Genomic DNA, 22802 nt, shown 5'->3' with positions numbered 1-22802 from the left:
GCCGCCACGCTGAAGGAAACTATGGCCAGCAGGATCAGAATTATGATCGGCCAGGCCGGCCTCGGAACGGCTGGAATTCGCGGAATTTCTGGAAATTCCACCCTGAAACTCAGTCTCCCGCGCCTCCGCCAATGTCTCCCCATGGTCATAAGCTACCGTACGCGCAAACAAGGAGGGGTTGTTTCCGAATTACCGGAAACAACCCCTCCTTTAGTTTTGCGTTTAGGCTGCGGCTGCGGTTTCGCTCTTCGAGCGGCGGCGGGCCACCACTACGGAGGCCGTGCCGGCTACGAGTGCGCCAGCGCCAACCAAGCCCCAAAGAATCAGGCTGGAGTCCACACCGGTGTTGGCCAGGCCTCCACCAGTGTTGGCCAGTGTTGCGCCCCCGGTGTTCGCGAGACCCGCGGTGCTTGCTGCTGAAGCAACTACCGTTGCCGTGACCGTGTGGCCGGAAGTTGCGCCAACGGCAGTCAGCACGTAAGTGCCAGCCGAGTTCAGCTGGACGGTGACGGAAAACGCGCCCGCGCTGTTGGCAACGGCGGTGAGGGTAAGCGGTGCCAGCGGAAGCGCACCTGCAACTGCCATGGTGACAGACCCGGTGCCTGGAACTGCAGCGCCTTGAGCCGTGGTGGTTTGGTTGACAGTAATGTTGATGTTTTCGCCAGCGGTGAAGCCATCACCCGAGAATACGACGGTTCCGCCCACTCCAACTGTTGCGTTGGAAACGGTGCCCTGCTGAGCGGGTGCTGGATAGTTGACAGCCATTGCTGGGGCCGAAGCGGCAAGAGCGATGGTGCCCGCAAGCGCGAGCACTGCGAGTGATTTCTTCAATTTTTGTCCCCCTGAGACCTTGGTGTGTATTTTGAAACCTGATGCGTAATTCAATGTGATGACGTGATTTCATCCACCACGAACACGTGAACTGAAATCTGAGACCCACCCAAGACAGAAAGCTATCATCCTAAGGGTGCTTACTGCAAAGTAAATCCAAACTCGTTACAAAGGGTTAACGCGCCGTCTACCCGGCGGCTACACAGTTTTCGGACTCAGTGGGGAGAACCACCTTGTCCACGGATTGAATTGTTGGAGTTACCACCACCTCCGGTTGGCTATGCTGCACGATCTTTCCGAAGGTGAATTCCACGGTGCTGCTTTGCCCAGGGGCCAACCGCACAGTGAGGGTGCCGACGGGCCTGTTGTCATGTTGTTGTGCGCCGAAGGGAACTCCCTTCCCGTCTTGTGCGGCGGTTTCAACACGGGACTGGGCAGGACCATACGCGATAACGTTGCTTTGCGCGGTGCCGGGCGGCACGCCATAGCCGCCCCCACCGGTCACGTACGCCGGCAAGGAAGTCGCGGCATCAGTGGGAGCGGTGTTGATGCTGGTGATCCGCAATTTGACAGTTCTGTACCCGTCCACGGGGCACTGTGTCACCAACTGAACGGTCCGTTTCACGTAGTAGTCCATCTTCGCCCCGGTGCCGTCATTGAAATAGGCGCCGAATTGGGCAGCAGGCACGCTGGGGCCGGAAATGGAACCGCTGAGCGGGTATTTGTTGAGAACGGATTGTTCGCTGGTGTCTGCGGACCAGAGGAGAACCCTGTGCTCGTCAACACCCTTCCCGACGCCGGCCAGAAGGCTCTTCGCTGTGCCCTTCCCTGAGGAGAGGGCTCCGAAGATTTCCTTGGCCACCGCAGCGAAGTAGACGTCTTGCAGTTTGGGATTGTTGAACTGGGCATAGACGTCAGAGAGGAGGGTTTTCACCACGTTGCTGCCGGAGAGTTCGCTGGGCAGATTTCCAGCAGCGAGGGCGAGGACCTGTTGGTCTTGAAGACTGACAGGTCCTGTCGCATTCAGGATGTAGCTGAGCGCTACGGGGTCGATCGAGATGGCTCCGTCTAGTCGTTCACCTTTCCTCTGTTCCCACATCTTCAGCGCTGTGGTGGCAGCGGTGGGGAAGTCCGGCGTGAAATTGACGTCCTGCATGAATGTGCCCAGCCTGGTGCTGTAGATGCGCTCCTGCTCGGCGTCAACCGAGACGGGCGGACTGAATTCGCCGAGATCGTGGGCGCTGATCTGAGAGGAAAGGCTGACCTTTCCTTTGTCGGCCGTGACCACTGCCAAGGCACCAGGAATGCCGCCGCTGGCGCGGGCTTCTGCATTGTTCTGGACTAGGAGCAAGTAATGCCGTGGCTTGTCGGAACCTAGCATGGCAGGGGCCAGCCCGGCGGCGTCGGAGGCGGTGTCGAGCTCGCCTACTACCGAGCCGAGTTGTTGCCTGGCTTGCGCCAGTGGTCCGGCGATCTGGGGGAACAGGCCACTAGGATCGATCCCATTTAGTCGCTCGGCCGAAACGCGCACGGCGTGCGCAGCGGACGCCACGGCGGGGGCCGCGTTGCGGACCGGCTCCAAGTCCGTGCCGCCGCTGCTCGGCATCAGCTTGTCCCAGTTGAGGGAGTCATAGACCTTCACCAAGGGAGCCACCCCCAGAGTGGCTACATCGTCGGCCGAGCGGGCAATTTCGGCCGCCGCAGAGAAATTCGCGCCCAGCCATGGAGTCGCAGAGGCCAAGGACCACAGTGGGTCGGAGGCGGCGTCCCGAGCGGAGGCGGTATGGCGTCGAAGTTCCTCGACAATAGCGACTGCGTCTGCTGGACGGTTTTGGAGAATGCTCTCCTTGAGTTTGGGCACCAACTGAGTTGAAGCCTCAAGCTCCGTCTTGATGGTCGAGGCCTTTGCGCTGAGCCACAGGACGCCGACTCCGGCAATCACTAGGAGGGCCGCAAGCAATATTCCAGCATTGAGCAGACGACGACGCCGCTTGCCCGAGGCGCTTTTTCGGCTGGTCCGGCGCAGCTCGGGTTCTTCCGGGATGACTTTTGATTCTTGGGTGTCTGTCACGCTTAGGGCCTTCCGAGTCCACGGTAGTGCCAACCGGCCGAGCGCCATTTGGCAGCGTCCAAGACGTTTCGTCCGTCCAGGATCCGGAGGCCCGCAACGCCGCTGCTTACTTCAAAGGGGTCGAGCTCTTTGTATTGTTGCCATTCGGTGAGCAGGAGTAGTGTATCGGCTCCGGCGATCGCCGTGTCGAGGTCCGCCTCGTACCGCAGTTCAGGGAATCGCCTGGCAGCGTTTTCGAGGGCTTTCGGATCGGTGACTGTCACAACGGCCCCTTGAAGTTGAAGCTGTGCGGCGATGCTGAGCGCGGGCGAATCCCGGACGTCGTCGCTTTCGGGTTTGAAGGCGGCACCCAGCACCGTGATGCGGTGTCCCAGCAGACTTCCTCCGCAAAGTTCACGGGTGAGCTCCACAACCCGGCTGCGGCGGCGCATGTTGATGGAATCCACTTCCCGCAGGAACGTCAAGGCTTGATCGGCGCCGAGTTCGCCCGCCCTAGCCATGAAGGCCCGAATGTCCTTGGGGAGGCATCCTCCACCAAAACCGATGCCGGCACTGAGGAATTTGCGGCCGATCCTGTCATCCAGCCCGATCGCATCGGCCAAGCGGGTGACGTCCGCCCCTGCTGCCTCACAAACGTCGGCCATGGCATTGATGAAGGAGATTTTGGTGGCTAGAAAGGAGTTGGCGGCTGCTTTGACCAGTTCTGCAGTCGGGTGGTCCGTGACCAGACGAGGGGTGCCTGTCGAGAGCGGAGCAGCGTAGACCTCGTCCAGAACGGAAACTGCAGCGTGATCTTCCGAGCCGTCGGCGACGCCGTAAACTAGCCGGTCCGGGGAAAGGGTGTCCTCGAGGGCGTGGCCTTCTCTCAGGAACTCGGGATTCCACACGAGGTGGGCACCAGGTGCACCGGTGGCCAGGATCTCGGCCAAGCGAGAGGCAGTTCCTACTGGCACCGTGGACTTGCCTACCACAATGTCGCCGGGTTTCACGTGGGGGAGGAGCGCCTCCATTGCGGCGTCCACATGGCTGAGGTCAGCGCCGTTTTCCCCTTCCTTCTGGGGTGTTCCCACGCAGATGAAGTGGACGCTGCTCCCTGAAGCTGCGGATATGTCTGTGCTGAATGACAGCCGTCCTGGCTCTTGGACGTCCTTGAGTAGTTCATCAAACCCGGGTTCGAAGAACGGGGCGAGGGCAGCGGAGAGAGTGTGGATCTTCAACTCGTCCACATCGATGCCAACCACCTCGTGGCCAAGTTTGGCCATGCAGGCGGCATGTACGGCACCAAGGTAGCCGCAGCCGATCACTGAAATGCGCATTGTCTTGCCTTCCCCCAGAGGGTCGTTCCTGCGTCAGAGGTAGTTAGTAAGCTCCACGGCCGCCGAGAACCGCTCTGGCGGTGCGGAGCAGGATGATGAAGTCCCCGGCCAATGACCAGTTTTCCACGTAGTAGAGATCCAAACGGACCGAGTCTTGCCAGGAGAGATTGGATCGTCCGCTGACCTGCCAAAGTCCCGTCACCCCCGGCTTGACCAGAAGTCGTCGCCGCACATCCCTTTCGTAAGCCGCCACCTCCCTTGGCAGAGGAGGACGTGGGCCTACGAGGCTCATGGATCCGGACAGGACGTTGATTAGCTGAGGAAGCTCATCCAGGCTGTACCTGCGGAGCATGCCACCTATGCGTGTAATGCGTGGATCGTTTTTGATTTTGAAGAGAAGTCCGTTTCCTTCATTCTGGTCAACGTGCTCAGCGATCCTAGCCTCGGCATCCACTACCATGGAGCGAAATTTGAGCATCTTGAACGGGATCCCTTCAAAGCCCACCCGTTCTTGCCGAAAAAGAATGGGGCCGGGACTGTCAAGCTTCACGAGCACAGCGAGGAGCGCCAGCAGAGGCGAAAACAGCACTATCAACCCGGCGGAGACCGCAGCGTCGAACAATCGCTTGGCAACGCGTTGCCCAGCCTCGAGTGTTGGCGTGGTGACATGGATAAGGGGCAGCCCTGCAACTTGCCGAGTGTGGATGCGCGGTCCCGCGATGTCTGTGAGGGCGGGGGCCATAATGAGCCCCACGTTTCGGTTGGCCAACTCCCATCCGAGCTGGCGAAGGGTTTTCGGATGCAGTTGGACCCCTGCCGAGATCGCCACAGCATCGGCCTGGCATCGCTCGATCGCGTCAAGAATTGAATGTGTTTCCGGTTCATGGCCAAGAACGGGCAGTCCGACGTTAGTCAGTTCTTGGGACGGGGATGAGTTGCCGGGTGTGTACGCGGCAACGGGCATATATCCCGCATGTTTCTCGCTCACCAGAGTTGCGGCCAGATGGAGGATCGCGCTGGGACCGCCAAGAATCATGAGTCTGGACATGCGTCGGCCTTTTTGTCGGTGCATACTCAGATGCTGGCGGAGGAGCCAGCGCCCTAGCAAGAGTCCACTAAGGCCGGCGGGCAAAGCGATTCCGACGTAACCACGGGCGGTATCAACACGGAACACGTAGGAGAAAATGGCAACAAAACCGAACAGCCAAAGGGACGCGGCTGCTACGCGCTTATATTCGTCGGGCCCGGAGCCGAGGATCCGGTTTTGCCTGGTGCCCCATGCCCCAAGCATGAGCCACCAAGTGATCGTCAGGAATATCGAGAGCCAAACGTAGCTGGAATCCTGGCCGGAAGTGGTAAAGCTCGTGTCCAGCCCGAATCGGATGCTGTAGGCCCCGGCCACGGCCCAGATAATCACAAAAGCGTCAACGATTCGAAGAGTGCGCGACGTGCGTACCCTCCAATTTGCCTCCTGACTCAAAGAATCCCCCATTCCAGATTGAGCGCCGCTTCGATTTCTCAGTTACGAATTTCAGCCAAATTTGATCTGTACCAGTCCACGGTGGACCTGATTCCATCCTCCAAGTCAATGGAAGCAGACCATCCGGCTTTGGAAAGCTTGGAAACATCCAGCAGTTTTCGCGGCGTGCCGTCCGGCTTCGACGTGTCCCATTCGATGGCGCCCGAGAATCCCACGGAGTTAGCCACAATCCCGGCCAGTTCCTTAATGGTTACGTCTGTCCCCGTGCCGACATTCACCTGTTCTGGGCCGTCGTAGTTCTCCAGAAGATGAAGGCAAGCAGCGGCCATGTCGTCGACGTGCAAGAATTCGCGCCGCGGTGAACCGGTGCCCCAGTTAGTAACCACCGGGGCACCGGATTTGGCCGCCTCGTCGTAGCGGCGAATCAATGCCGGCAAGACGTGGGAGCCTTTCGGCGAGAAGTTGTCACCTGGACCATAGAGATTGGTAGGCATAGCAGATATCCACGGGAGTCCGTATTGCCGGCGGACTGCCTGGACTTGAATGACGCCTGCGATTTTCGCGATCGCATAGGCGTCATTTGTGGGTTCAAGGTGTCCCGTGAGCAGAGAGTCCTCGCGAATTGGTTGCTCTGCGAACTTTGGATAGATGCAGGATGATCCCAGGAAGAGCAGCCGTTCGACGCCATGCTCGCGCGCCGCGTCCAGAACATTCACCTGGATCCGCAAATTATCGCTGAGGAAGTCCACGGGATAAGTGTTGTTGGCAAGAATACCGCCCACCTTAGCGGCAGCCAGCACCACGTATCGGGGCTTGCTCCCGGCAAAAAACTCGAAGACGGCGTCCCGGTCCTTGAGATCCAGTTCCGCGGAAGGCTCACCCACAAGCTGGGTGAAACCCTCGTTTTCCAGCTTGCGCCAGATAGCAGATCCCACCAAGCCGCGGTGCCCGGCCACGTAAAATGTTGAGTTGCGGTCAAGGCTCCCAGGCGTGAATTCGACGGACTCGGACATCAGTTCTTCCAACTATCGAGATCTACGTCATCGATCCAATGGTTGCCGGCGTGTTTCAGAGCCTCGATGTCTGCGTCAACCATGATTCGTGCGAGTTCCGGGGTGTGGACCGTTGCTTTCCAACCGAGCTTCTCTTGTGCCTTTGAGGCATCACCGACCAGCGCGTCCACTTCGGTTGGACGAAGGTAGCGTTCGTCGAAAAGCACGTGATCTTCCCAGTTCAGGCCGGCGTGCTCAAAGGAGATTTGGAGGAAGTCGCGGACGGTGTAGTTGCCGCCGGTAGCGAGAACAAAGTCGTCCGGCTCGTCAACCTGCAGCATGCGCCACATGCCCTCCACGTACTCGGCCGCGTAGCCCCAGTCGCGTACAGCGTCAAGGTTGCCCATGTAGAGGGAATCCTGGTTGCCGGCCTTGATAGCGGCCACGGCTCGAGTAATCTTGCGCGTTACAAAGGTCTCTCCGCGGCGGGGCGATTCGTGGTTGAAAAGGATCCCGTTGACAGCAAACATGCCGTAGGCCTCACGGTAATTCTTGGTCACCCAGTAGCTGTACACCTTTGCCGCACCGTACGGGGAGCGAGGATAGAACGGAGTCTCTTCATTCTGCGGAGGCGGCGTGGCACCGAACATTTCCGAGGAAGACGCCTGGTAGAACTTGGTTTCAATTCCAGCCATCCTAACGGCCTCGAGCAGGCGAATGGAGCCGATGCCGGTTGTGTCCCCAGTGTGTTCAGGCTCGTCGAAGGACACACGAACGTGAGACTGCGCTGCAAGGTTGTAGACCTCATCAGGCTGGATTTGAGCAAGCAGAGTCACAAGGCGTGCCCCGTCGCTGAGATCCCCGTAGTGAAGGAAAAGCTTCGCTTTGGGATCATGCGGATCCACATACAGGTGGTCTATCCGTGCCGTGTTGAAAGTTGATGCCCTGCGGATCAGCCCGTGGACTTCGTAACCCTTGCTGAGAAGTAGCTCCGCCAGATAGGACCCGTCTTGTCCGGTGATACCAGTGATAAATGCACGCTTAGTCAAAATGCCCCCCCGAAGTGCGAAAATGAGATTGCGCGAAGCCTAGCGGCCCCGCACCGATGCCAAGCTGGACAAGAACTCATCATAGTGGGCAATCGCTCTTGCCTCGGACAATGTGACTTGCCGAAACCTCATTCCGTTGCCAGCTAGCTGCTTGGAACGATTCTGATCAGAACTCAGCTCTTCCACTGCATCCAACAGCGCCTGAGGATCTCCCGCATCAACCCTTATACCGCCACCGGAGTTCTCAATTTCGAATGCCGTCACGCTCCCTGCATCTGTCGCTGCCACCACGGGCACACCAGCATTGAAGTAGGAAGTGAGTTTGCTGGGAACGGCCATGTCCTTGACGCCGGGGAGCTCATTAACCAGCAACACGTTGGCCGCCGCCATTGCTTCCATAAACTCGTCACCCGGAAGTGGGTCAACAAATTGAACACGATCGAGACCGGCAGCCATGGCCTCCAAGGATTTGCGCTGATTTCCATCGCCCATGAGGACAAAGCGAACCCCGCTCCCGGTCTTTTCTGCCAACCGTGCGGATTCAAGGACATTTTCAAGCCCTTGTTTTTTGCCCATATTTCCCGCATGAAGCACGACGATATCATCCGGACCCCATCCAAGACGTGCGCGCGTGGTCCCCGGATCCAAGGAAGGAGAGGGAGGGAGATGGGTCCAATTGCGGATTACTTCCACATTGACAGAGGGGACGCCGAGTGACTCCACTATGTGGCTCTTGAAACGTTCATGGATGGCGATGACTCCGTCGGTTGAACCGAGTATGTACGCTTCTATCAATGAAGCAAGTCGAGCCAGCCCCCCGCCACCCGTACCGGTCTCGACTACGCCTCGGCTGTAGAGGTCTTGTACCCAGATACCGACTCGTGCTCGTCTTGAAAGCATCCTGATCCGGAGAATGGCTAGGGCGCTGGAGAACAGAGCGGGGCTGACCACCAGGACGACGTCTGGCTTGCTCCACCCCGCAAATATGAGCCGGACCCCGAAGCTTAATTCCATGTGTAGGCGGGCCAAGGCATTGGGCTTGCTCGGCGTATGATGACGTAGCCGCTTCACACTTACTCCGTTGATGACCTCAGACCTAGACCAGCCCGAATAGCCCTCCTTCAAACGCCATTCTGGATAGTGAGGATAGCCCGTCACAACGTGCACAGTATGACCAGCTGCGGCAAGGCCCTCCGCCAAGCTTGCGGTGTAGGGCGCGTTTCCGGATGGTTCGGGAGAATAGTTGAGACCCAAGATTGTGATTCTCATAAGCTTACGTCTGCCTTCTATGTCATTTGTCGAGCATTTTCATGATTCCACTTTCGAAATTCTCAACCATCCCGTCGATCGTCGGATAGCTCCATTGAGCTGTTGGAGCCTCAGCGCCCTGATCAGAGAGCGTGCCTAGGAAGTCCCGCACTAGTCCGATATAGGACTTAACATCGTTGGCGGATGTCAGCCTGCTCTGACCTTCAACAAGGAATTCGACCTCTGGAGCGTGAAAAGGCCAGTCGGTTGTGAGGATCGGTACGCCGAGGACCAAGGCATCGACTGCCACAAGCCCGATTCTTCCCGGACTGAGAATTCCGGAGCTGACATACCCAATCATGGCGAGTTCAGCTGGACCCACGTAACCCAACATGATTGCCTGCCCGCGGTCTACCGAAGGTTGAAGAAAATGGGCATCTAGACCTTGTCCGCCAATCAGTAAACGTACGTCAGGATCAGATGCCCAGATCTGGTCTAGGGCAGATGCAAGAAAGTCAACCCTCTTACTTGCATCGAGGCCGCCTACATATGCAAGGGTGCGGTGCCGTTGTAATCGGTGGTGTGCCATGAACTCGGCCGCGCGCTCTGGGTCGAGCGTCTCCTTGGCACTAACGAGCTTGGAAGTATCTGTGGCGTTCATGACTGTGGTCACATTTTGGCTGCTGACTCCCGCCGAAAGTGCGTAGTCACGCCCTCCCGGCGTGTACGCAAATACATGATCTGCATGACGCAACTGCCATCGTTCCATTGCCAGATCGATGGGGTTTCCGGGTCGGACATAGGGGTTGATGTGGCCCCAAAGACCAACTTTGACGCGCCTCCTTCGCGCGTCATTGATCGCCAGATATGTGTCCAACGACGAACCCAGAAGGCCCACTATCACACCGTCAGCATCTCTCCAGAGTGTTCGCGCACCGCCCAATCCGATCGTAATACCGCCCATCCGTAGCTGTCGGGCATCGTAGCGCCGGATCCACTTCGCCTCTATTGAATCGCGACGTTCGGCTTGGGTTCCCGAAGGCAACGACGCCGCGATGAAACAGTCGACCTGATGATCGTTCAAGTTCTTGATCAGCTTGCTGAAAAATTCCTCGCGATATTTTGGCACGTATGGCTGGACAATAACCACTGAGAGGCGCCTCGTGTGTCGAGAGGGGCTATCCATTCTTAACCACCAGTCGATCATACGTTTCAATGATTTTTTCTGAAATTCCGGACATGCTGAACTCGCTCCGGGCGATTGAGGCTGCGTTCCTGCCAGACACCTCGCGCAGATTTTTGTCGTTCAAAAGATTGAAAACTGCTTCAGTAAGTGAATCCGTGTCCGGTCCGGCTACGAATCCCGCGTTAGCCGTCTTTATGAATGGAGCCAGACCGCACGTGTTTGTGACCACCACGGGCTTGCCTAGCGAGAGTGCTTCGAGCACCGACATCGGGAAAGGCTCGTTGACGGACGGCAGCACATAGATTGAGCACCGGGCGAGGCGTTCTGAAACCTGCTCTGGCTCAGTTGCACCCTCCCAACGAATGGTCTCACCCAATCCTGAATCGGCGATTGCGTCACGGACTGCCTGGCCTTCCCCTTCGTCCGGACCAACCAAGACGAATCGAGCCTGCGGGAATCGCCCTTGTAGTCTCTTGGCCATCTCAATGAAGACCATCGGTCGTTTTCGGGCCTGCAATCGGGCCAAAAACAGCACCTCAGGGGTTTCGGGCTCTGGAGAGCCAAATTGGGACGAAGCAGTCGGAACGCCATTGAGTAGCTCGGCGAAGCGGAGCAACCCCGGCACAACACCTTCCAGATCCGTGCGTTCCTGGTCCGTGAGATAAAAGACCTGACCCGCCGTGCGGAGAACCGGACGGGTAAGGAATCGGTCGAAGGGACCTGAAAGTATCTTTGAAGACGCGTCGATCATTCCATGTGTCTGCACGACGTATGGAACTTTTGCGCGCGCGATTGCCTTCGCCGCTGGCATCGTCAGCAAATCCCTGCCCAAGTGAATATGGCACACATCCGCAGTTGGAGCGGCCCTTTTGATCCACTTCTGCAGCCCAGGCGACACCGTGCCCGCGAAGCCCAGCTTGGGGATTAATGTGGCATCGAACAGTCTTACGGGAACTCCGTCAAAGTTGTCTGGGAGTGTTGCACCGAAGCCGCGAGCGCCGGCAGCAAGGGTGACATCGTGACCAGCCTCAAGCAGCGCCCGTGTCTGGTTGATTGCAACGCGTATCGGTCCGCCGTATGCGCCGTCGGGTGTCACCAGGGTCGCGATCTGAATGATTTTCATGGGCGCATTTCCCCGGTGATCTCAGCGAGCGGAGCAAGGGCGCGTCCGCCGGCCGGGATATCGTTTACCACTAGTGCGGTCGCTCCTACAAGGGCGCCTTCGCCCACCGTAACGCCTCTCAGAATCGTTGCCTGAGCCGCAATCCATACGCCATCCCTAATGCAGATCGGGGCGTTGTCGAATTCAAAACTTGGAGATTTTGCGTCGTGGCTGCCTGTGCAAATGAATGCGCCTTGGGAGATGCAGACATTAGATCCGATCTCAATTGGCTCCAGGTTCAGAAGCCAAGCATCAACGCCTATCCAAACGTCGTCCCCAACCACTAATTTCCAGGGCCAGTGGACACGTACTCCATGACGGATGAGGACGCGTTGGCCGATCGTGGCGCCAAAGATCCGTAACACCTCAACACGGAGCGTCGGAGGGCACCAGATTCGTTCCACGACGAGGGCGGAGGAGAGGACCCAGAGCGCCTGCACAACCTTTGGCCGTCCCTTGTCGTATCCTGCACCGGAGAAATTCGCGAGTCTCCTGAAATGTGACATTGGCTTCTCCCTCGCTCGGACTGGGCACACGCAAATCGCTGGTCTAATTCGTACTCGGCTAACTTATCAAGCGAATACGGCTATCGGCTGATTGCAAGCACCGCACGACGCATAGCGTCGCTGAATACGTCCGCGAATCTCTCAGGAGTCCATCGCAAGATTTCCGGTGTTGAGATTTTGCCGCCCCAGGAGTCGCGCGACTCCCGGAGGCGTGCGGCTAGATCACGCAGATTGCGGCTTGCTATGAAGACTCCCTGCATCTCTGCAACGGATGGAACAACCCCGCAATTATCAGAAACGACAACGTGCAACCCCGCTGCGAGCGCTTCGTTGACCACCATGCCCCAAACTTCGTCGGCTGAAGCCAGAACGAGGGTGTGGTGTTTCGCCATCAGTTGTGGAAGAAGCCTATTGTCGATGTAGGGGAGGAACCGGATGGATGTGCCTCGGCTCTTGGCTAGGCTTGTCAGCTCGTCATTTAGCTGCCCGGACCCTACGATCGTGAGCTCGTCCGCAGTGCCGGCGATACGGCTGAAAGCATCGATAATAGCGTCGACGCGCTTGCGTGGGATTAGTTGTCCAACGTATAGGTAGCGATGACCCCCGGACGGGTCTTCGGAGGTTACGTCAGTAGGGCACTTTTGACGGAACGCTTCAACGTCGATTGCGTTGAATCCTTCTAGAATTTTGGATCTGGGGACTCCTATGTGCTGAAGAGCCTCACGCGCAGCCTGCCCAGGCACAACCACCGCATGCATTTGGCGAAAGAACCACGAGCGAATCCATGCAATGGGACCTGTTCGGTGCCTCATTGTAGTGAGAGTGCTTTCGTAGAAGCCGACCCTGGCGACTCCCAGGACCATGGCTGCAAAGAGGAGCAGCCAGTATGCCGGTGATTCCCAGCCACCGAAAACCACTACATCTTGCCCGCCAACGGCCAAGAGAGGCAGGAAGCTTTTCAAGACGTAGTATCGAGCCTCGCCGACTTTGACTTTCCACGTTGGGATCTCGACGAAAGCCGGAGTGCTGGCTTCTTGGACGTGCCAGTCTGTTCCCCTGTTAGCTCCAGGATCTGCCGCGAGCGATTTTCTTGACTCCAGAAGTCCAATCGTCAGGATATGACTGGTTCGCAACTGGTCCCAAACCGGTAACCGGTAGGGAGCCGCGAAATTAGTTATCCAGAGGACTCGCATTTGGGCGTTGCAGCGGTTGGCCTGTGGCCTTCGTTTGAATCTCATGACTTGAGCCCCCCACTCTTACCAATATGGACAACGGCGGACTGCACGCGTCGCCGATGGCTTTTCATGCCATTGGTCGGACTTGATGATACACAGGATTGAGTGTCGGAATGCAGACAGGCCGCTAACTGAAGGTTGCGTCTAGCCAATGTTCGCCTGCTCTGGGACGACTGCAGCAGACCATCCGTGCGATGACGCGTTCAGCCAGCCGGTATGATTGCGCCGATGGCTGGAACCATTTCGTCCGATGGCGAATTTGACTGCACGCCACTTTCAACGACACAGGGGGTACACGGTTTGGATCTAAGGGATTACCTTCTCACTCTGCGCCGCAACTGGGCACTAGTTTTGGCGGCGACGCTTTTGGGACTCTTGGGCGGGGGAGGCGTGTCGCTCCTGGTTAAACCCACTTACACGGCTGACACCCAACTTTTTGTCGCCACTCAGAGTTCAGGCACAGTGACCGAGCTGCAGCAAGGGAACTCGTTCAGCCAAGCTCGTGTGCAGTCCTACGTCAAAACCGTGACTACGCCAATTGTCCTCCAGCCCGCCATCGACAGTCTTGGACTCGGTGTGACCACGGACGAGATGGCTCAGAGGGTGAAAGCCAGTACCGACCTGAATACGGTCCTCATAAATATTTCCGTTTCGGACAGTTCTCCGGCCCAGGCCGCAGCTTCGGCCCAGGCCATTGCCAACAGCCTGATCAAGGCAGTGGATCAGTTGGAGCGCCCAAAGGGCGGAGGGTCATCACCGGTGAGTCTTTCGATTATCACCCCGGCGCAAGCGCCCACCCAACCTTCGGCCCCGAATCCCAAGCTGAACTTGATTCTCGGAATTTTGATCGGCCTGGCTTTGGGAGTAGCTGCCGCCATCCTGCGGACGTCCCTCGACGTGAGAATTCGAAGCGAAGCAGATGTGCGGCGCGTGACGGATTCGGCCGTCCTGGGTGGAATTGCCTTCGATCAGGACGCGGCCAAGAAGCCCCTCCTCACGCAGTTCGGTCCTCAAAGCCAGCGGGCCGAGTCCTTCAGGCAGCTTCGAACTAACCTACAATTTGCAAATGTCTCAGGCCACGCCAAGTCGGTGTTGATGACGTCTTCTTTGCCCGGCGAGGGCAAGAGCACAACGGCGACAAACCTTGCAATAGCTTTGTCGCAGGCGGGCCAAAACGTCTGTTTGGTCGACGCTGATCTGCGCCGGCCTATGGTCGGCGAATACTTAGGACTCGACCGTAACGCAGGGCTGACCACGGCCCTCGTGGGTGCCGCCGACGTGAATGATCTCCTCCAGTCCTGGGGGCAAGGAGGTCTTTATGTTCTGACCTCTGGCCAAATTCCGCCAAATCCCAGTGAGCTTTTGGGCTCCGACGAGATGAAGGATCTCATCGGCCGCTTGGAGCTTGCGTTTGACGCGGTCATTATTGATGCTCCTCCACTACTTCCCGTCACCGATGCCGCGGTCCTAGCCCAGCACGTTGGAGGCGTATTGATGGTGGTCGGTTCGCAGAAGATCAAGCAGCACGATCTGAAGAAGTCTCTCAGCGCGCTTGAGCTAGTCGGTGCGAACCTACTTGGAGTTGTGCTCAACCGTGTCCCCGCCAAGGGAGCAGACGCATACGCGTACACGTATTACGGCAGCGAGGAAGGTCGATCTCCAGTTGAAGCGTCGGTTGACAAGCACTCTGCCGATAGTTCGCCTTGGGTGGAGGCATTAGCTGAACCATCCGTGAGAAACAACTACGATCAAGGGGCTGTTCGATCGCCTTCAGTATTTCCGCGGATTCGTGGGTAGTGTTGATGGATGACTTAAGCACGTGGCGCGTCGCGGTCGAGCCTGCGGATGAGGAGTCAGGCGTCCTTTTTAATAAGGCCGCGCCTACCGCGGCCCGGACTTTTGTCGACAACGCTTTCGCTCTAAGTTCGGAATGTAAAGACATTCGCTTGTCTATGGAATGGGTTCCGCTGGACACTCTCGCTCTCCATGAACCGATTGATCAGGCGACAACAGTGCCGAGATTGCGTTCAGCAATGTTAGTTTTGCCCGAGAAATTCGCTAATAGGCTTCTCGGTATGAGGCGATGAGCTATATCATTCGTCGTCTGCGGAGCAATATTGGGGGGCAAGCGATTATGCTTGCCGGAACCACTGGAGTTGGGCAAGTTGTCACCGCTCTGCTTTATATTCTTTCTGCCAAGTCTGCAGAGCCTTCTGAATTTGGCCTAATAGTGAGCGCGATCGCAGTAGGCACGACCGGCGTAGGACTCCTGGATTTCGGGACAAATGCCTATTGGCTCAGGGAGCTCTCCGCTAGGCGTATGAATGCGCTGGTCTTGGGGCGCAGATTGTCCTCGAAATTGTTTTATTCTTGCGCTATTTTCGCGGCATGGTCCATAACGACATTCATATTACTGCCCGATTCTTCCCTTTGGATGGCCGGCCCTTATGGCATGGCTCTTCTTCTCAGCCAGTCTCTGCAGATTCCACTTAGAAGTCTCGGGCGCATGGAATTTATCGCAGGGGCGATCCTCGCGGATAGGGCTATGGCCGCTGTGGTGTTTTTTGGATTGATTCTCATTGGCATTCCGTCTGTGTTAGCGCTTTGGTTCGGATTAATTGCTGGGGGAATTGTCTCCACTTTTCTTTGCTGGATTCTGACACCCTGTGCGAATCGGCCAGCCTTGCGCCTGCAGTTGCGGACGAATCCATGGTCCGCATCGAGGCACTACGGGTTTGCCAGCGTTGCGTTGACAGCCCGATCGCTCGACATCCCTTTGCTGACAATGGGGGCGGGCGCGAGCGCTGCGGGTATATACGCTGCAGTAAACCGTTGGACACAGCCAATGAGCTTGCTCTCCAACGCATTTGCATCGGCGTCTGCGCCACACGTGGCGGGGGCCGAAAGCGCTGTTGAAGCATGGAAACTGGCTAGAAAGTCGATTTGGCTCTTAGGCCTCGCAATCTTGTGCTGTTTGGCGGCCGCAGTTGGCGCGCCATATCTTGTGGATTTCTTTATCGGTTCGACATACGCTGGCTCCGCTGACGTCTTACGTATCCTGGCTCTGGTGACCATATTTAGTGTTGTTAACGAGCCATTATTCATATTCTTGCAGGCCCGTGGTCTGGACAAGCCGATCGCAGCCATCACCGTCGTAGCGATTGCCATGCAGTTGGGCTTGGTAATAGTCCTGTCACCACTAGTCGGTGCGCTGGGTGCGGCATTTGCATCAGCTGTTACACAACTGGGACTAACTCTGGCCATGGGCTCTTTGGTTTTGGCCAAATTTAATCATCTGCGGGCCGGGCTTGTGGATGTAGCAGGATAGAACTCATGCGCAAGATTTTCGCTGACGCCACCCTATTCCTGAATCGAGCACGCGATTTCTAAGGCCGCCGGAGTTGGGGATTCCTCCCCTTCAGTTTAAGTGTTATGGGCTTGTATCCTGAGCCTGGGTTCTATCCTGAGCCTGGGTTCTTACTTCGTTCGAAGATTCCGGATTGGCATAGCCAAGAGCTCGATAGCATTGACTATGAACCCAAGAGTGTCCTTTGCCACTCGGATTAGAGGTCGGTGGTGGAAACCCATTGCGCGACCCGCACGATCGATAAAAGTGGCACGGTCTACGGACCAGAACCACGAGTCGCTATCAATCACCGCAGGAAAGAGCTCGGCGAATCCTCGGTCCTTCTCCGCTGGTAAGTGCCAGAGTGTTAGGGCGGATTCTCTGCCGTCCACTCTCCGATAGCGATGAGTGGTCCATATCCTTCGGACGTGATCATTCAAGTGGTGCAGTGGAACGCCGCGCACAGCGTAGCTCAGAATGTGTTCTTCGGTCATGAACTTCATAAGCCCAGCCGAATGCCTTTCAAGCGTGAATTTCCATGCCCTCTCGGAACGTTCCAGGATGTTTTCAACATGCTCGCGCGGAATGAAGTATGCTTCACCCCCGAAGTGTTCAGGTGAGTATGCGGGTTCGCCCAAGGCGCCGTGTAGCGTCCCCGCGTCAATGCGAGAAATGCCATTGATGTCTTCTGTCGGAGGAAAATCCATGAGTAGCACGCCTACTCGGCCCTCGACGGCACCGAGCATGTTGTCCAGCGGACCAACACACAATACATCGGGGTCCACAATTAGCGTCTCATCAGCAGACAATGAACCGAGAGCGTCAAGAAGGTACAAGGAAGCCGTGAAGCGGCCGGCAAAACCATGCGGTGGCCTGTGCTCGAACGGAACGATTTTCAAGGTAATGTCTAGCCGGTTCAAATGCTCCCGATATTCCTTCGGAGGCTCGGCATTCGAAATGAATTCGAGGGCTGTATCTGGGTTCCATCGGCGAAACGATGCGAAGGCCACCAACATCGATTTGAAGTAGGGTTCCGCTGGATCCCGTCCGTCCCTCACGGCAAGATTAGGGTTCTGGCTGGGGTCAATGCGCACAAACGGTATAGCCACTGTGGTCATAATGGAATCGTACCTGTCGAAGCGATGGGTCATGCGCCTCGTAACCACCTAGACCGTCGGATTCCCGAGATCCTTCGAATGGTGCTGAGCCATGTTCACCGGCATCCACGGATCCAGCCTTGCAGCGCGACTGTTGAAGGCAATTTCCGGCTAAGACGACTTCGGCGGGGACTGCTGTGATGAAGGTGGCTTTCCTGAGCCCGTCTGTGGCCGATACTTATTCAGGGAACTCTCAGGGAAATCAAAAATGGAGGACGCTTTGCCGGGCTACGTGGACATCAACCCTTACCAAAAGACCACTCGGAAGCGGTTCAAGTACGCAGGGCTGATCGTCTTGTTGCTCATCACCGCTGGGGTGGTCTATCTGGCACTGTCCCGCTAACGTCCTACCGCGTATCCAAATCCTCGAACACCAAAAACGTCTGCGTGTCCTGCACCCCTGGCATGGACTGCAACTGGTCGAAGATGACTCGGCGCAGGTGAATATTGTCGGTGGCGCGGACCAGCAGGATGACATCGAAATCGCCGCCCACCAAGGCAATGTGCTGCACCTCCGGAATGAGCCGAAGCTCTTCCCGCAGCTCGCGCCAGGAGTGCTGCTGCACCTTGAGCGTGACGTAGGCCGATGATTTCAATCCGGCCTTGATGGGATCCACCAGCGCTGTGAACTTGGTGAGCACACCCTCGCCCGTCAGCCTGGAGATTCTTGAGTACGCGTGCGCCCTGCTGATGTGGACGTTCTCCGCCACCTGGGTGACAGACATCCTTCCGTCCCGCGTCAGCTCGGCAATGATGTCCCGGTCCACTTGGTCCAGAGGGACTTCCGCCTGATCCGCTTCGACCTCGGCCATCGCATCTCCAATTCGTCCACAAGGTGAGCCCGTTACCCAGCTCACATTTGCAATTTGTCTTCCAGACTAGACGTTTCCAGCAAGCTTTTCCATGATTTTGGCTGGAGCTGGATACGAAACTTCTCTAGGGAACATACTGGTGACAAATAGTGGATACAGAAGGACGGACCAATGACGATCTCCGCGGACCATGAGGCCCAGGGTCTGGCTGACGCTCGGCCGGACCACTCCGAAGTAAACGACCTAGCTTCCGAAGTGCGGCGCAAGTTCGGAATCAGCGTGGAAGACTACATGCTGCCTGCCCGCCATCAGATCCAAATGGTGGACCCGTCCGGCACGCTCAAGCCCGAAGCTGAGCAGGGCACCGAGCCCGGCCACGAATATCCCATCCCCGGCGATGCCGAACTCATGGCAGCGTACGAACAGCTCGTCGTCGGGCGCCGCGTCAATGACCAGAACTCCGCCCTCGTCCGGCAGGGCCGCATGGCCGTCTACCCGTCCAGCCACGGCCAGGAAGCCTGCCAGGTGGCTGCCGCCCTGTGCCTTCGCCAAGGCGACTGGCTGTTCCCCACCTACCGTGACGCCGTCGCCGTCATGTCCCGGGGTGTTGACCCTGTTGAGACCATGACCATCTTCCGTGGTGACTGGCACAGCGGTTACGACCCCACCAAGCACAGGGTGGGCATCCAGTGCACGCCGCTGACCACCCAGCTGCTGCACGCGGTCGGAGTTGCCCATGCCGCCAAACTGCGCGGTGAGGACACCGTGGTGTTGGCAATGTGCGGCGATGGGGCCACCAGCGAAGGGGACTTCCACGAGGCACTCAACTTCGCTGCTGTTTTCCACCTGCCCGTGATCTTCTTTGTCCAGAACAACAAGTACGCCATCTCGGTGCCCCTGAGCCACCAGTCCGTGGCGCCCTCGCTGGCGCACAAGGCCGTTGGCTATGGCATGGCGGGTGAACGCGTCGACGGCAACGACCTCGTCGCGCTGCTCGCAGTCCTAGACCGCGCAGTGAAGCTGGCTCGCGAAGGCTCCGGCCCGCTCCTGATCGAGGCCCACACCTACCGCATGCAGGCCCACACCAACGCTGACGACGCCACCCGCTACAGGGAGGACAGCGAAGTGGCCGAATGGACGGCTAAGGACCCTATCAGCCGCATGACGTCGTATCTCACAGGCCGTGGACTGCTCGACGACGACGGTTCCACCCGGATAGCAGCAAAGGCAGAGGCGGTTGCCGCGCAGCTTCGCGAAGGCCTGGGAGAGGACGTCCCGGTAGATCCGCAGAACCTCTTCCGCTACGTCTTCTCCACCCCCACTCCGCAGTTGAAGGAGCAGTCCGCCCTGCTCGCCGATGAACTCGCCCGTGAGGCATCCAGCCAGAAGGAGGCAGGCAAATGAGCCCCGCCGTCACCACATCCTCTGAAGCCACCGAGCGCGCAGCCACAGGCGACGTCAGCTCTGCCACGGCCAGCGCGGCAGCCAGCGCAGCGGCTGTTGCCGAAGCGTCCGGTCCCCAGACCATCACCATGGCCAAGGCGCTCAACACCGCGATGGCGGACGCCATGGAGTCCGACTCCTCCGTTCTGGTGTTCGGCGAAGACGTTGGCCGCCTGGGCGGCGTCTTCCGAATTACCGATGGCCTCATGGCCACTTTCGGAGAACAGCGGTGCTTTGACACTCCGCTTGCTGAGTCCGGCATTGTTGGAATGGCCGTGGGTATGGCCATGAACGGAATGCGTCCCGTGATCGAGATGCAGTTCGACGCATTCGCCTACCCGGCCTTCGAACAGATCGTCAGCCACGTCGCCAAGATGCACAACCGCACCAAGGGTGCCGTGAAACTGCCCATGGTCATCCGCGTCCCCTATGCAGGCGGGATAGGCGGCGTGGAGCACCACTGCGACTCGTCCGAGTCCTACTACGCACACACCGCAGGCCTGAAGGTCTACACCCCGGCCACCGTGGCGGACGGTTACCGCATGCTACGCGAGGCCATCGATTCCGACGATCCCGTGATGTTCATGGAGCCCAAAAAGCTCTACTGGTCCAAAGACCAAGTGAATCTGGGAGCACTGCGCGCCGAACACGCCGCGAACATTTCGGCGGGATCCAGCAGCGAGGGACGGGCCGCCGTCGCGCGCCCCGGCACTGATGCGACGCTCATCGCCTACGGACCCTCCGTTCCGACTGCGCTCGCCGCTGCGGCTGCGGCCGCCGAAGAGGGCCGTTCGCTCGAAGTGATCGATGTCCGCTCGATCGTGCCTTTCGACGACGAGACCGTGTGCGCTTCTGTGCGGAAGACTGGCCGCGCCGTCGTGATCGCTGAAGCCCACGGATTCGCCTCGGTGTCCTCCGAAATCGTGGCCCGCGTGCAGGAACGCTGCTTCCACTATTTGGCTGCGCCCATCCGCCGGGTGACCGGCTTCGACGTCCCGTACCCGGCTCCGAAGCTGGAGCACTACTACTTGCCAAGCGTCGACCGCATCCTCGACGCCGTTGACGACCTTCAATGGGAGAACTGACCATGAGCGCAGAAATGCAGGTGTTCCTGCTTCCGGACCTGGGGGAGGGCCTCACCGAGGCCGAACTCGTAAACTGGCTTGTGGCCGTTGGCGACGAGATCCGTGTGGACCAGCCGATCGCCGAAGTTGAGACTGCGAAGTCCATGGTGGAGGTGCCCTCGCCGTACGCGGGGATCGTCGCCGTGTTGCACGGCGAAGCCGGCCAAACGCTCGACGTCGGGAAGCCGCTGATTTCGGTGGCTCCTGTTGGTGCCGTGGTCGAGTCTGGTCCTGCGGAAGAGGCCGCTCCCGCAGAGGTTGTTTCCGAGGCACCCGCTGCCTCCGCAGCTGCCGAGGCTTACCGGACTGAGGAAAAGGCCGGATCCGGGAACGTGCTCATTGGCTATGGCACGTCTGGTGGTGGCGAGGCACGGCGTACGCGGCCACGGAAGGCCTCCGGTTCTGCTGTCGCCGTGGCCTCCGCCCCTGACTTCGAACTCTCGTTGTCCCGTACACGGGTTCCGGGGAAGCTTTCTGCCGTGATTTCCCCGTTGGTGCGGAAGATGGCTCGGGACCACGGGGTCTCGCTGGACGCCGTACCTGGCTCGGGGGAGAGCGGGCTGATCCTCCGCCGGGATGTCGAGGCTCTCATTGGTTCGGTCCCGCGTGAGACCGCGCCCGCGGAGGTACCGGCTCTGAAGGCTCTAGCCGTGGCGGAGCCTGCCGCCGGGATTCAGGATTCCCGCACCGGCTTGCCCGTCGCCTCGCGTACCCCGGTTCGCGGAGTGCGGAAAGCTGTTGCTGCGAACATGACTCGCAGCCGCTCCGAGATCCCTGAAGCGACTGTTTGGGTGGATGTCGACGCTACTGCGCTGCTGGAGATGCGTGCTGAACTCAAGAAGCGCGATCCCCACGGCGCTCCTGGACTGCTTGCGTTCATCGCCCGTTTTGTCACAGCTGGGCTAAAAAAATTCCCGGAGCTGAATACCCGGATCGTCACCGCTGAAGACGCGGCCGGCGGTGAGATGCAGGAGATCATCGCTTTCGACGGCATCAACCTTGGCTTCGCTGCCCAGACAGATCGCGGACTGGTGGTTCCCTCCGTGCGGAACGCCCACCTGTTGAGCGCCCGCGAACTGGATGCCGAGATCCGCCGGCTCACCGCCGTAGCGCGCGACGGTAAAGCAACACCTACCGAGTTGGCCAGCGGAACCTTCACTCTGAACAACTACGGGGTATTCGGCGTGGACGGCTCCGCAGCGATCATTAACTATCCCGAAGTCGCCATGCTTGGCGTGGGCCGCATCATCGACAAGCCTTGGGTGGTGGACGGTCAGCTGGCTGTCCGCAAGGTCACGGAGCTGACCTTGGCTTTCGATCACCGGGTCTGTGATGGGGAAACGGCTGCGGGATTCCTCCGGTACGTGGCGGACGCGATCGAGAACCCGGGAACGGTGCTGGCGGATTTGTAGGGGACAGCGCAAGGGCGCCTGCTCCGAGGACGTTGTCGGACCTCGCATTATAGCCTGGCTCCCGGCAATCGGTCGTGCTCGTCTGCCAAAGCAACGCCCGAAGTCTTCCCCCGATACTTGCCACAAAATGCAGTGTTCAAGAGTCAACTTCCGCAGAGACAGCCTGTTGTCGGCCAACGCGTTCGACCGTCTGCTGCTTCATGTAGTTACACCCAAGGGCGGGCCGGATTAGGCGCCTTAACCGGTCCTGCGTGACCGGTAAGATGAACAAAGTGAAGAAGCGCAAAGTACTTGACATGTCCTTCTTTGCTTTGGCGACCATGGGGGTCGCCTACCACACCTTGCAGAATTACGGGCCGGGTCTTGCCGCAGTCGCCGTCGTTGTATTGGCACTCGCTGCTTAGTAAGCTCTCCGAGGCAAAATGGCGAGCA

Annotated in this window: 20 protein-coding genes; 7 read left to right on the top strand and 13 right to left on the bottom strand. The window is 58.5% G+C overall.

Annotation, left to right across the window (positions count from 1 at the left end; all coding sequences use genetic code 11):
• Positions 1–222: 222 nt before the first annotated feature.
• The 11 genes from LFT43_RS16505 to LFT43_RS16455 form a co-directional block, all read right to left on the bottom strand.
• Positions 223–831, bottom strand: a complete 609-nt coding sequence (locus tag LFT43_RS16505; RefSeq protein WP_395798562.1) for an LPXTG cell wall anchor domain-containing protein — start codon at positions 829–831, stop codon at positions 223–225.
• A gap of 187 nt (positions 832–1018) precedes the next feature.
• Positions 1019–2902 (bottom strand): DUF4012 domain-containing protein, encoded by a 1884-nt coding sequence (locus tag LFT43_RS16500; protein WP_395798560.1) that lies wholly within the window; start codon positions 2900–2902, stop codon positions 1019–1021.
• Between the two features lie 2 nt (positions 2903–2904).
• Complete coding sequence (locus LFT43_RS16495) at positions 2905–4218, bottom strand: UDP-glucose dehydrogenase family protein (RefSeq protein ID WP_395798558.1); 1314 nt, start codon at positions 4216–4218, stop codon at positions 2905–2907.
• Between the two features lie 43 nt (positions 4219–4261).
• A complete protein-coding gene (locus LFT43_RS16490; RefSeq protein WP_395798556.1) occupies positions 4262–5710 on the bottom strand; it encodes a sugar transferase in 1449 nt (482 codons plus the stop codon).
• A 26-nt stretch (positions 5711–5736) separates the two neighbouring features.
• Complete coding sequence (locus LFT43_RS16485) at positions 5737–6711, bottom strand: GDP-L-fucose synthase family protein (protein WP_395798554.1); 975 nt, start codon at positions 6709–6711, stop codon at positions 5737–5739.
• The gene (gene gmd / locus LFT43_RS16480; protein ID WP_395798552.1) at positions 6711–7739 is read right to left on the bottom strand and encodes a GDP-mannose 4,6-dehydratase; all 1029 of its coding nucleotides are present in this window, start codon (positions 7737–7739) and stop codon (positions 6711–6713) included. Before gmd ends, LFT43_RS16485 begins: the two co-directional genes overlap by 1 nt.
• A gap of 39 nt (positions 7740–7778) precedes the next feature.
• Positions 7779–9008 (bottom strand): glycosyltransferase family 4 protein, encoded by a 1230-nt coding sequence (locus tag LFT43_RS16475; protein ID WP_395798550.1) that lies wholly within the window; start codon positions 9006–9008, stop codon positions 7779–7781.
• A gap of 22 nt (positions 9009–9030) precedes the next feature.
• Entirely contained in the window at positions 9031–10137 is a 1107-nt protein-coding gene (locus tag LFT43_RS16470; protein ID WP_395798548.1) for a glycosyltransferase, read from the bottom strand.
• 28 nt (positions 10138–10165) lie between these two features.
• The gene (locus tag LFT43_RS16465; protein ID WP_395798546.1) at positions 10166–11296 is read right to left on the bottom strand and encodes a glycosyltransferase; all 1131 of its coding nucleotides are present in this window, start codon (positions 11294–11296) and stop codon (positions 10166–10168) included.
• A complete protein-coding gene (locus tag LFT43_RS16460; protein ID WP_395798544.1) occupies positions 11293–11841 on the bottom strand; it encodes a putative colanic acid biosynthesis acetyltransferase in 549 nt (182 codons plus the stop codon). Before LFT43_RS16460 ends, LFT43_RS16465 begins: the two co-directional genes overlap by 4 nt.
• Positions 11842–11921: 80 nt before the next feature.
• On the bottom strand, positions 11922–13079 hold the full coding sequence (locus LFT43_RS16455; RefSeq protein ID WP_395798542.1) for a glycosyltransferase family 4 protein: 1158 nt from the start codon (positions 13077–13079) through the stop codon (positions 11922–11924).
• A 297-nt stretch (positions 13080–13376) separates the two neighbouring features.
• Between LFT43_RS16455 and LFT43_RS16450 the strand changes: the two genes are divergently transcribed.
• Both LFT43_RS16450 and LFT43_RS16445 read left to right on the top strand, forming a co-directional pair.
• Positions 13377–14873 carry a polysaccharide biosynthesis tyrosine autokinase gene (locus LFT43_RS16450; RefSeq protein WP_395803135.1) on the top strand — a complete coding sequence of 499 codons (1497 nt, stop codon included), beginning with the start codon at positions 13377–13379 and terminating at the stop codon, positions 14871–14873.
• 286 nt (positions 14874–15159) lie between these two features.
• Positions 15160–16404: a lipopolysaccharide biosynthesis protein gene (locus LFT43_RS16445; RefSeq protein ID WP_395798540.1), complete on the top strand. Its 1245-nt coding sequence runs from the start codon at positions 15160–15162 to the stop codon at positions 16402–16404.
• A 149-nt stretch (positions 16405–16553) separates the two neighbouring features.
• Here the strand turns inward: LFT43_RS16445 and LFT43_RS16440 are convergent, their stop codons facing one another.
• Complete coding sequence (locus LFT43_RS16440) at positions 16554–17540, bottom strand: hypothetical protein (protein WP_395798538.1); 987 nt, start codon at positions 17538–17540, stop codon at positions 16554–16556.
• A 247-nt stretch (positions 17541–17787) separates the two neighbouring features.
• Here LFT43_RS16440 and LFT43_RS16435 point away from each other — a divergent pair, with 247 nt between their 5' ends.
• The gene (locus tag LFT43_RS16435) at positions 17788–17922 is read left to right on the top strand and encodes a hypothetical protein (RefSeq protein ID WP_395798536.1); all 135 of its coding nucleotides are present in this window, start codon (positions 17788–17790) and stop codon (positions 17920–17922) included.
• Positions 17923–17926: 4 nt separating this feature from the next.
• On the opposite strand, the gene LFT43_RS16430 is transcribed toward LFT43_RS16435, so the two are convergent.
• Entirely contained in the window at positions 17927–18391 is a 465-nt protein-coding gene (locus LFT43_RS16430) for an Lrp/AsnC family transcriptional regulator (protein ID WP_234748882.1), read from the bottom strand.
• 171 nt (positions 18392–18562) lie between these two features.
• On the opposite strand from LFT43_RS16430, the gene LFT43_RS16425 reads away from it, so the two are divergent.
• From LFT43_RS16425 to LFT43_RS16410, 4 genes are all read left to right on the top strand, one after another.
• Positions 18563–19795 (top strand): thiamine pyrophosphate-dependent enzyme, encoded by a 1233-nt coding sequence (locus tag LFT43_RS16425; protein ID WP_395798534.1) that lies wholly within the window; start codon positions 18563–18565, stop codon positions 19793–19795.
• The gene (locus LFT43_RS16420) at positions 19792–20919 is read left to right on the top strand and encodes an alpha-ketoacid dehydrogenase subunit beta (protein WP_395798532.1); all 1128 of its coding nucleotides are present in this window, start codon (positions 19792–19794) and stop codon (positions 20917–20919) included. The genes LFT43_RS16425 and LFT43_RS16420 overlap by 4 nt, the downstream gene beginning before the upstream one ends.
• Positions 20920–20921: 2 nt before the next feature.
• The gene (locus LFT43_RS16415; protein WP_395798530.1) at positions 20922–22370 is read left to right on the top strand and encodes a dihydrolipoamide acetyltransferase family protein; all 1449 of its coding nucleotides are present in this window, start codon (positions 20922–20924) and stop codon (positions 22368–22370) included.
• Positions 22371–22642: 272 nt separating this feature from the next.
• Positions 22643–22774: a hypothetical protein gene (locus LFT43_RS16410; RefSeq protein WP_395798528.1), complete on the top strand. Its 132-nt coding sequence runs from the start codon at positions 22643–22645 to the stop codon at positions 22772–22774.
• Positions 22775–22802 lie beyond the last annotated feature (28 nt).

The organism is Arthrobacter sp. FW306-04-A (assembly GCF_044358315.1).
Lineage (GTDB): Bacteria > Actinomycetota > Actinomycetes > Actinomycetales > Micrococcaceae > Arthrobacter.
This window is presented reverse-complemented; position numbering and strand designations above follow the sequence as displayed.

What these genes read in the sequence shown, in the direction of transcription:
- LFT43_RS16435 (WP_395798536.1), top strand. Translation starts at nt 17,788, where the DNA reads ATGGAGGACGCTTTGCCGGGCTACGTGGACATCAACCCTTACCAAAAG.
- LFT43_RS16415 (WP_395798530.1), top strand. Translation starts at nt 20,922, where the DNA reads ATGAGCGCAGAAATGCAGGTGTTCCTGCTTCCGGACCTGGGGGAGGGC.
- LFT43_RS16420 (WP_395798532.1), top strand. Translation starts at nt 19,792, where the DNA reads ATGAGCCCCGCCGTCACCACATCCTCTGAAGCCACCGAGCGCGCAGCC.
- LFT43_RS16440 (WP_395798538.1), bottom strand. Translation starts at nt 17,540, where the DNA reads ATGACCACAGTGGCTATACCGTTTGTGCGCATTGACCCCAGCCAGAAC.
- LFT43_RS16455 (WP_395798542.1), bottom strand. Translation starts at nt 13,079, where the DNA reads ATGAGATTCAAACGAAGGCCACAGGCCAACCGCTGCAACGCCCAAATG.
- LFT43_RS16475 (WP_395798550.1), bottom strand. Translation starts at nt 9,008, where the DNA reads ATGAGAATCACAATCTTGGGTCTCAACTATTCTCCCGAACCATCCGGA.
- LFT43_RS16425 (WP_395798534.1), top strand. Translation starts at nt 18,563, where the DNA reads ATGACGATCTCCGCGGACCATGAGGCCCAGGGTCTGGCTGACGCTCGG.
- LFT43_RS16430 (WP_234748882.1), bottom strand. Translation starts at nt 18,391, where the DNA reads ATGGCCGAGGTCGAAGCGGATCAGGCGGAAGTCCCTCTGGACCAAGTG.
- LFT43_RS16465 (WP_395798546.1), bottom strand. Translation starts at nt 11,296, where the DNA reads ATGAAAATCATTCAGATCGCGACCCTGGTGACACCCGACGGCGCATAC.
- LFT43_RS16445 (WP_395798540.1), top strand. Translation starts at nt 15,160, where the DNA reads ATGAGCTATATCATTCGTCGTCTGCGGAGCAATATTGGGGGGCAAGCG.
- LFT43_RS16485 (WP_395798554.1), bottom strand. Translation starts at nt 6,711, where the DNA reads ATGTCCGAGTCCGTCGAATTCACGCCTGGGAGCCTTGACCGCAACTCA.
- LFT43_RS16495 (WP_395798558.1), bottom strand. Translation starts at nt 4,218, where the DNA reads ATGCGCATTTCAGTGATCGGCTGCGGCTACCTTGGTGCCGTACATGCC.
- LFT43_RS16490 (WP_395798556.1), bottom strand. Translation starts at nt 5,710, where the DNA reads ATGGGGGATTCTTTGAGTCAGGAGGCAAATTGGAGGGTACGCACGTCG.
- LFT43_RS16460 (WP_395798544.1), bottom strand. Translation starts at nt 11,841, where the DNA reads ATGTCACATTTCAGGAGACTCGCGAATTTCTCCGGTGCAGGATACGAC.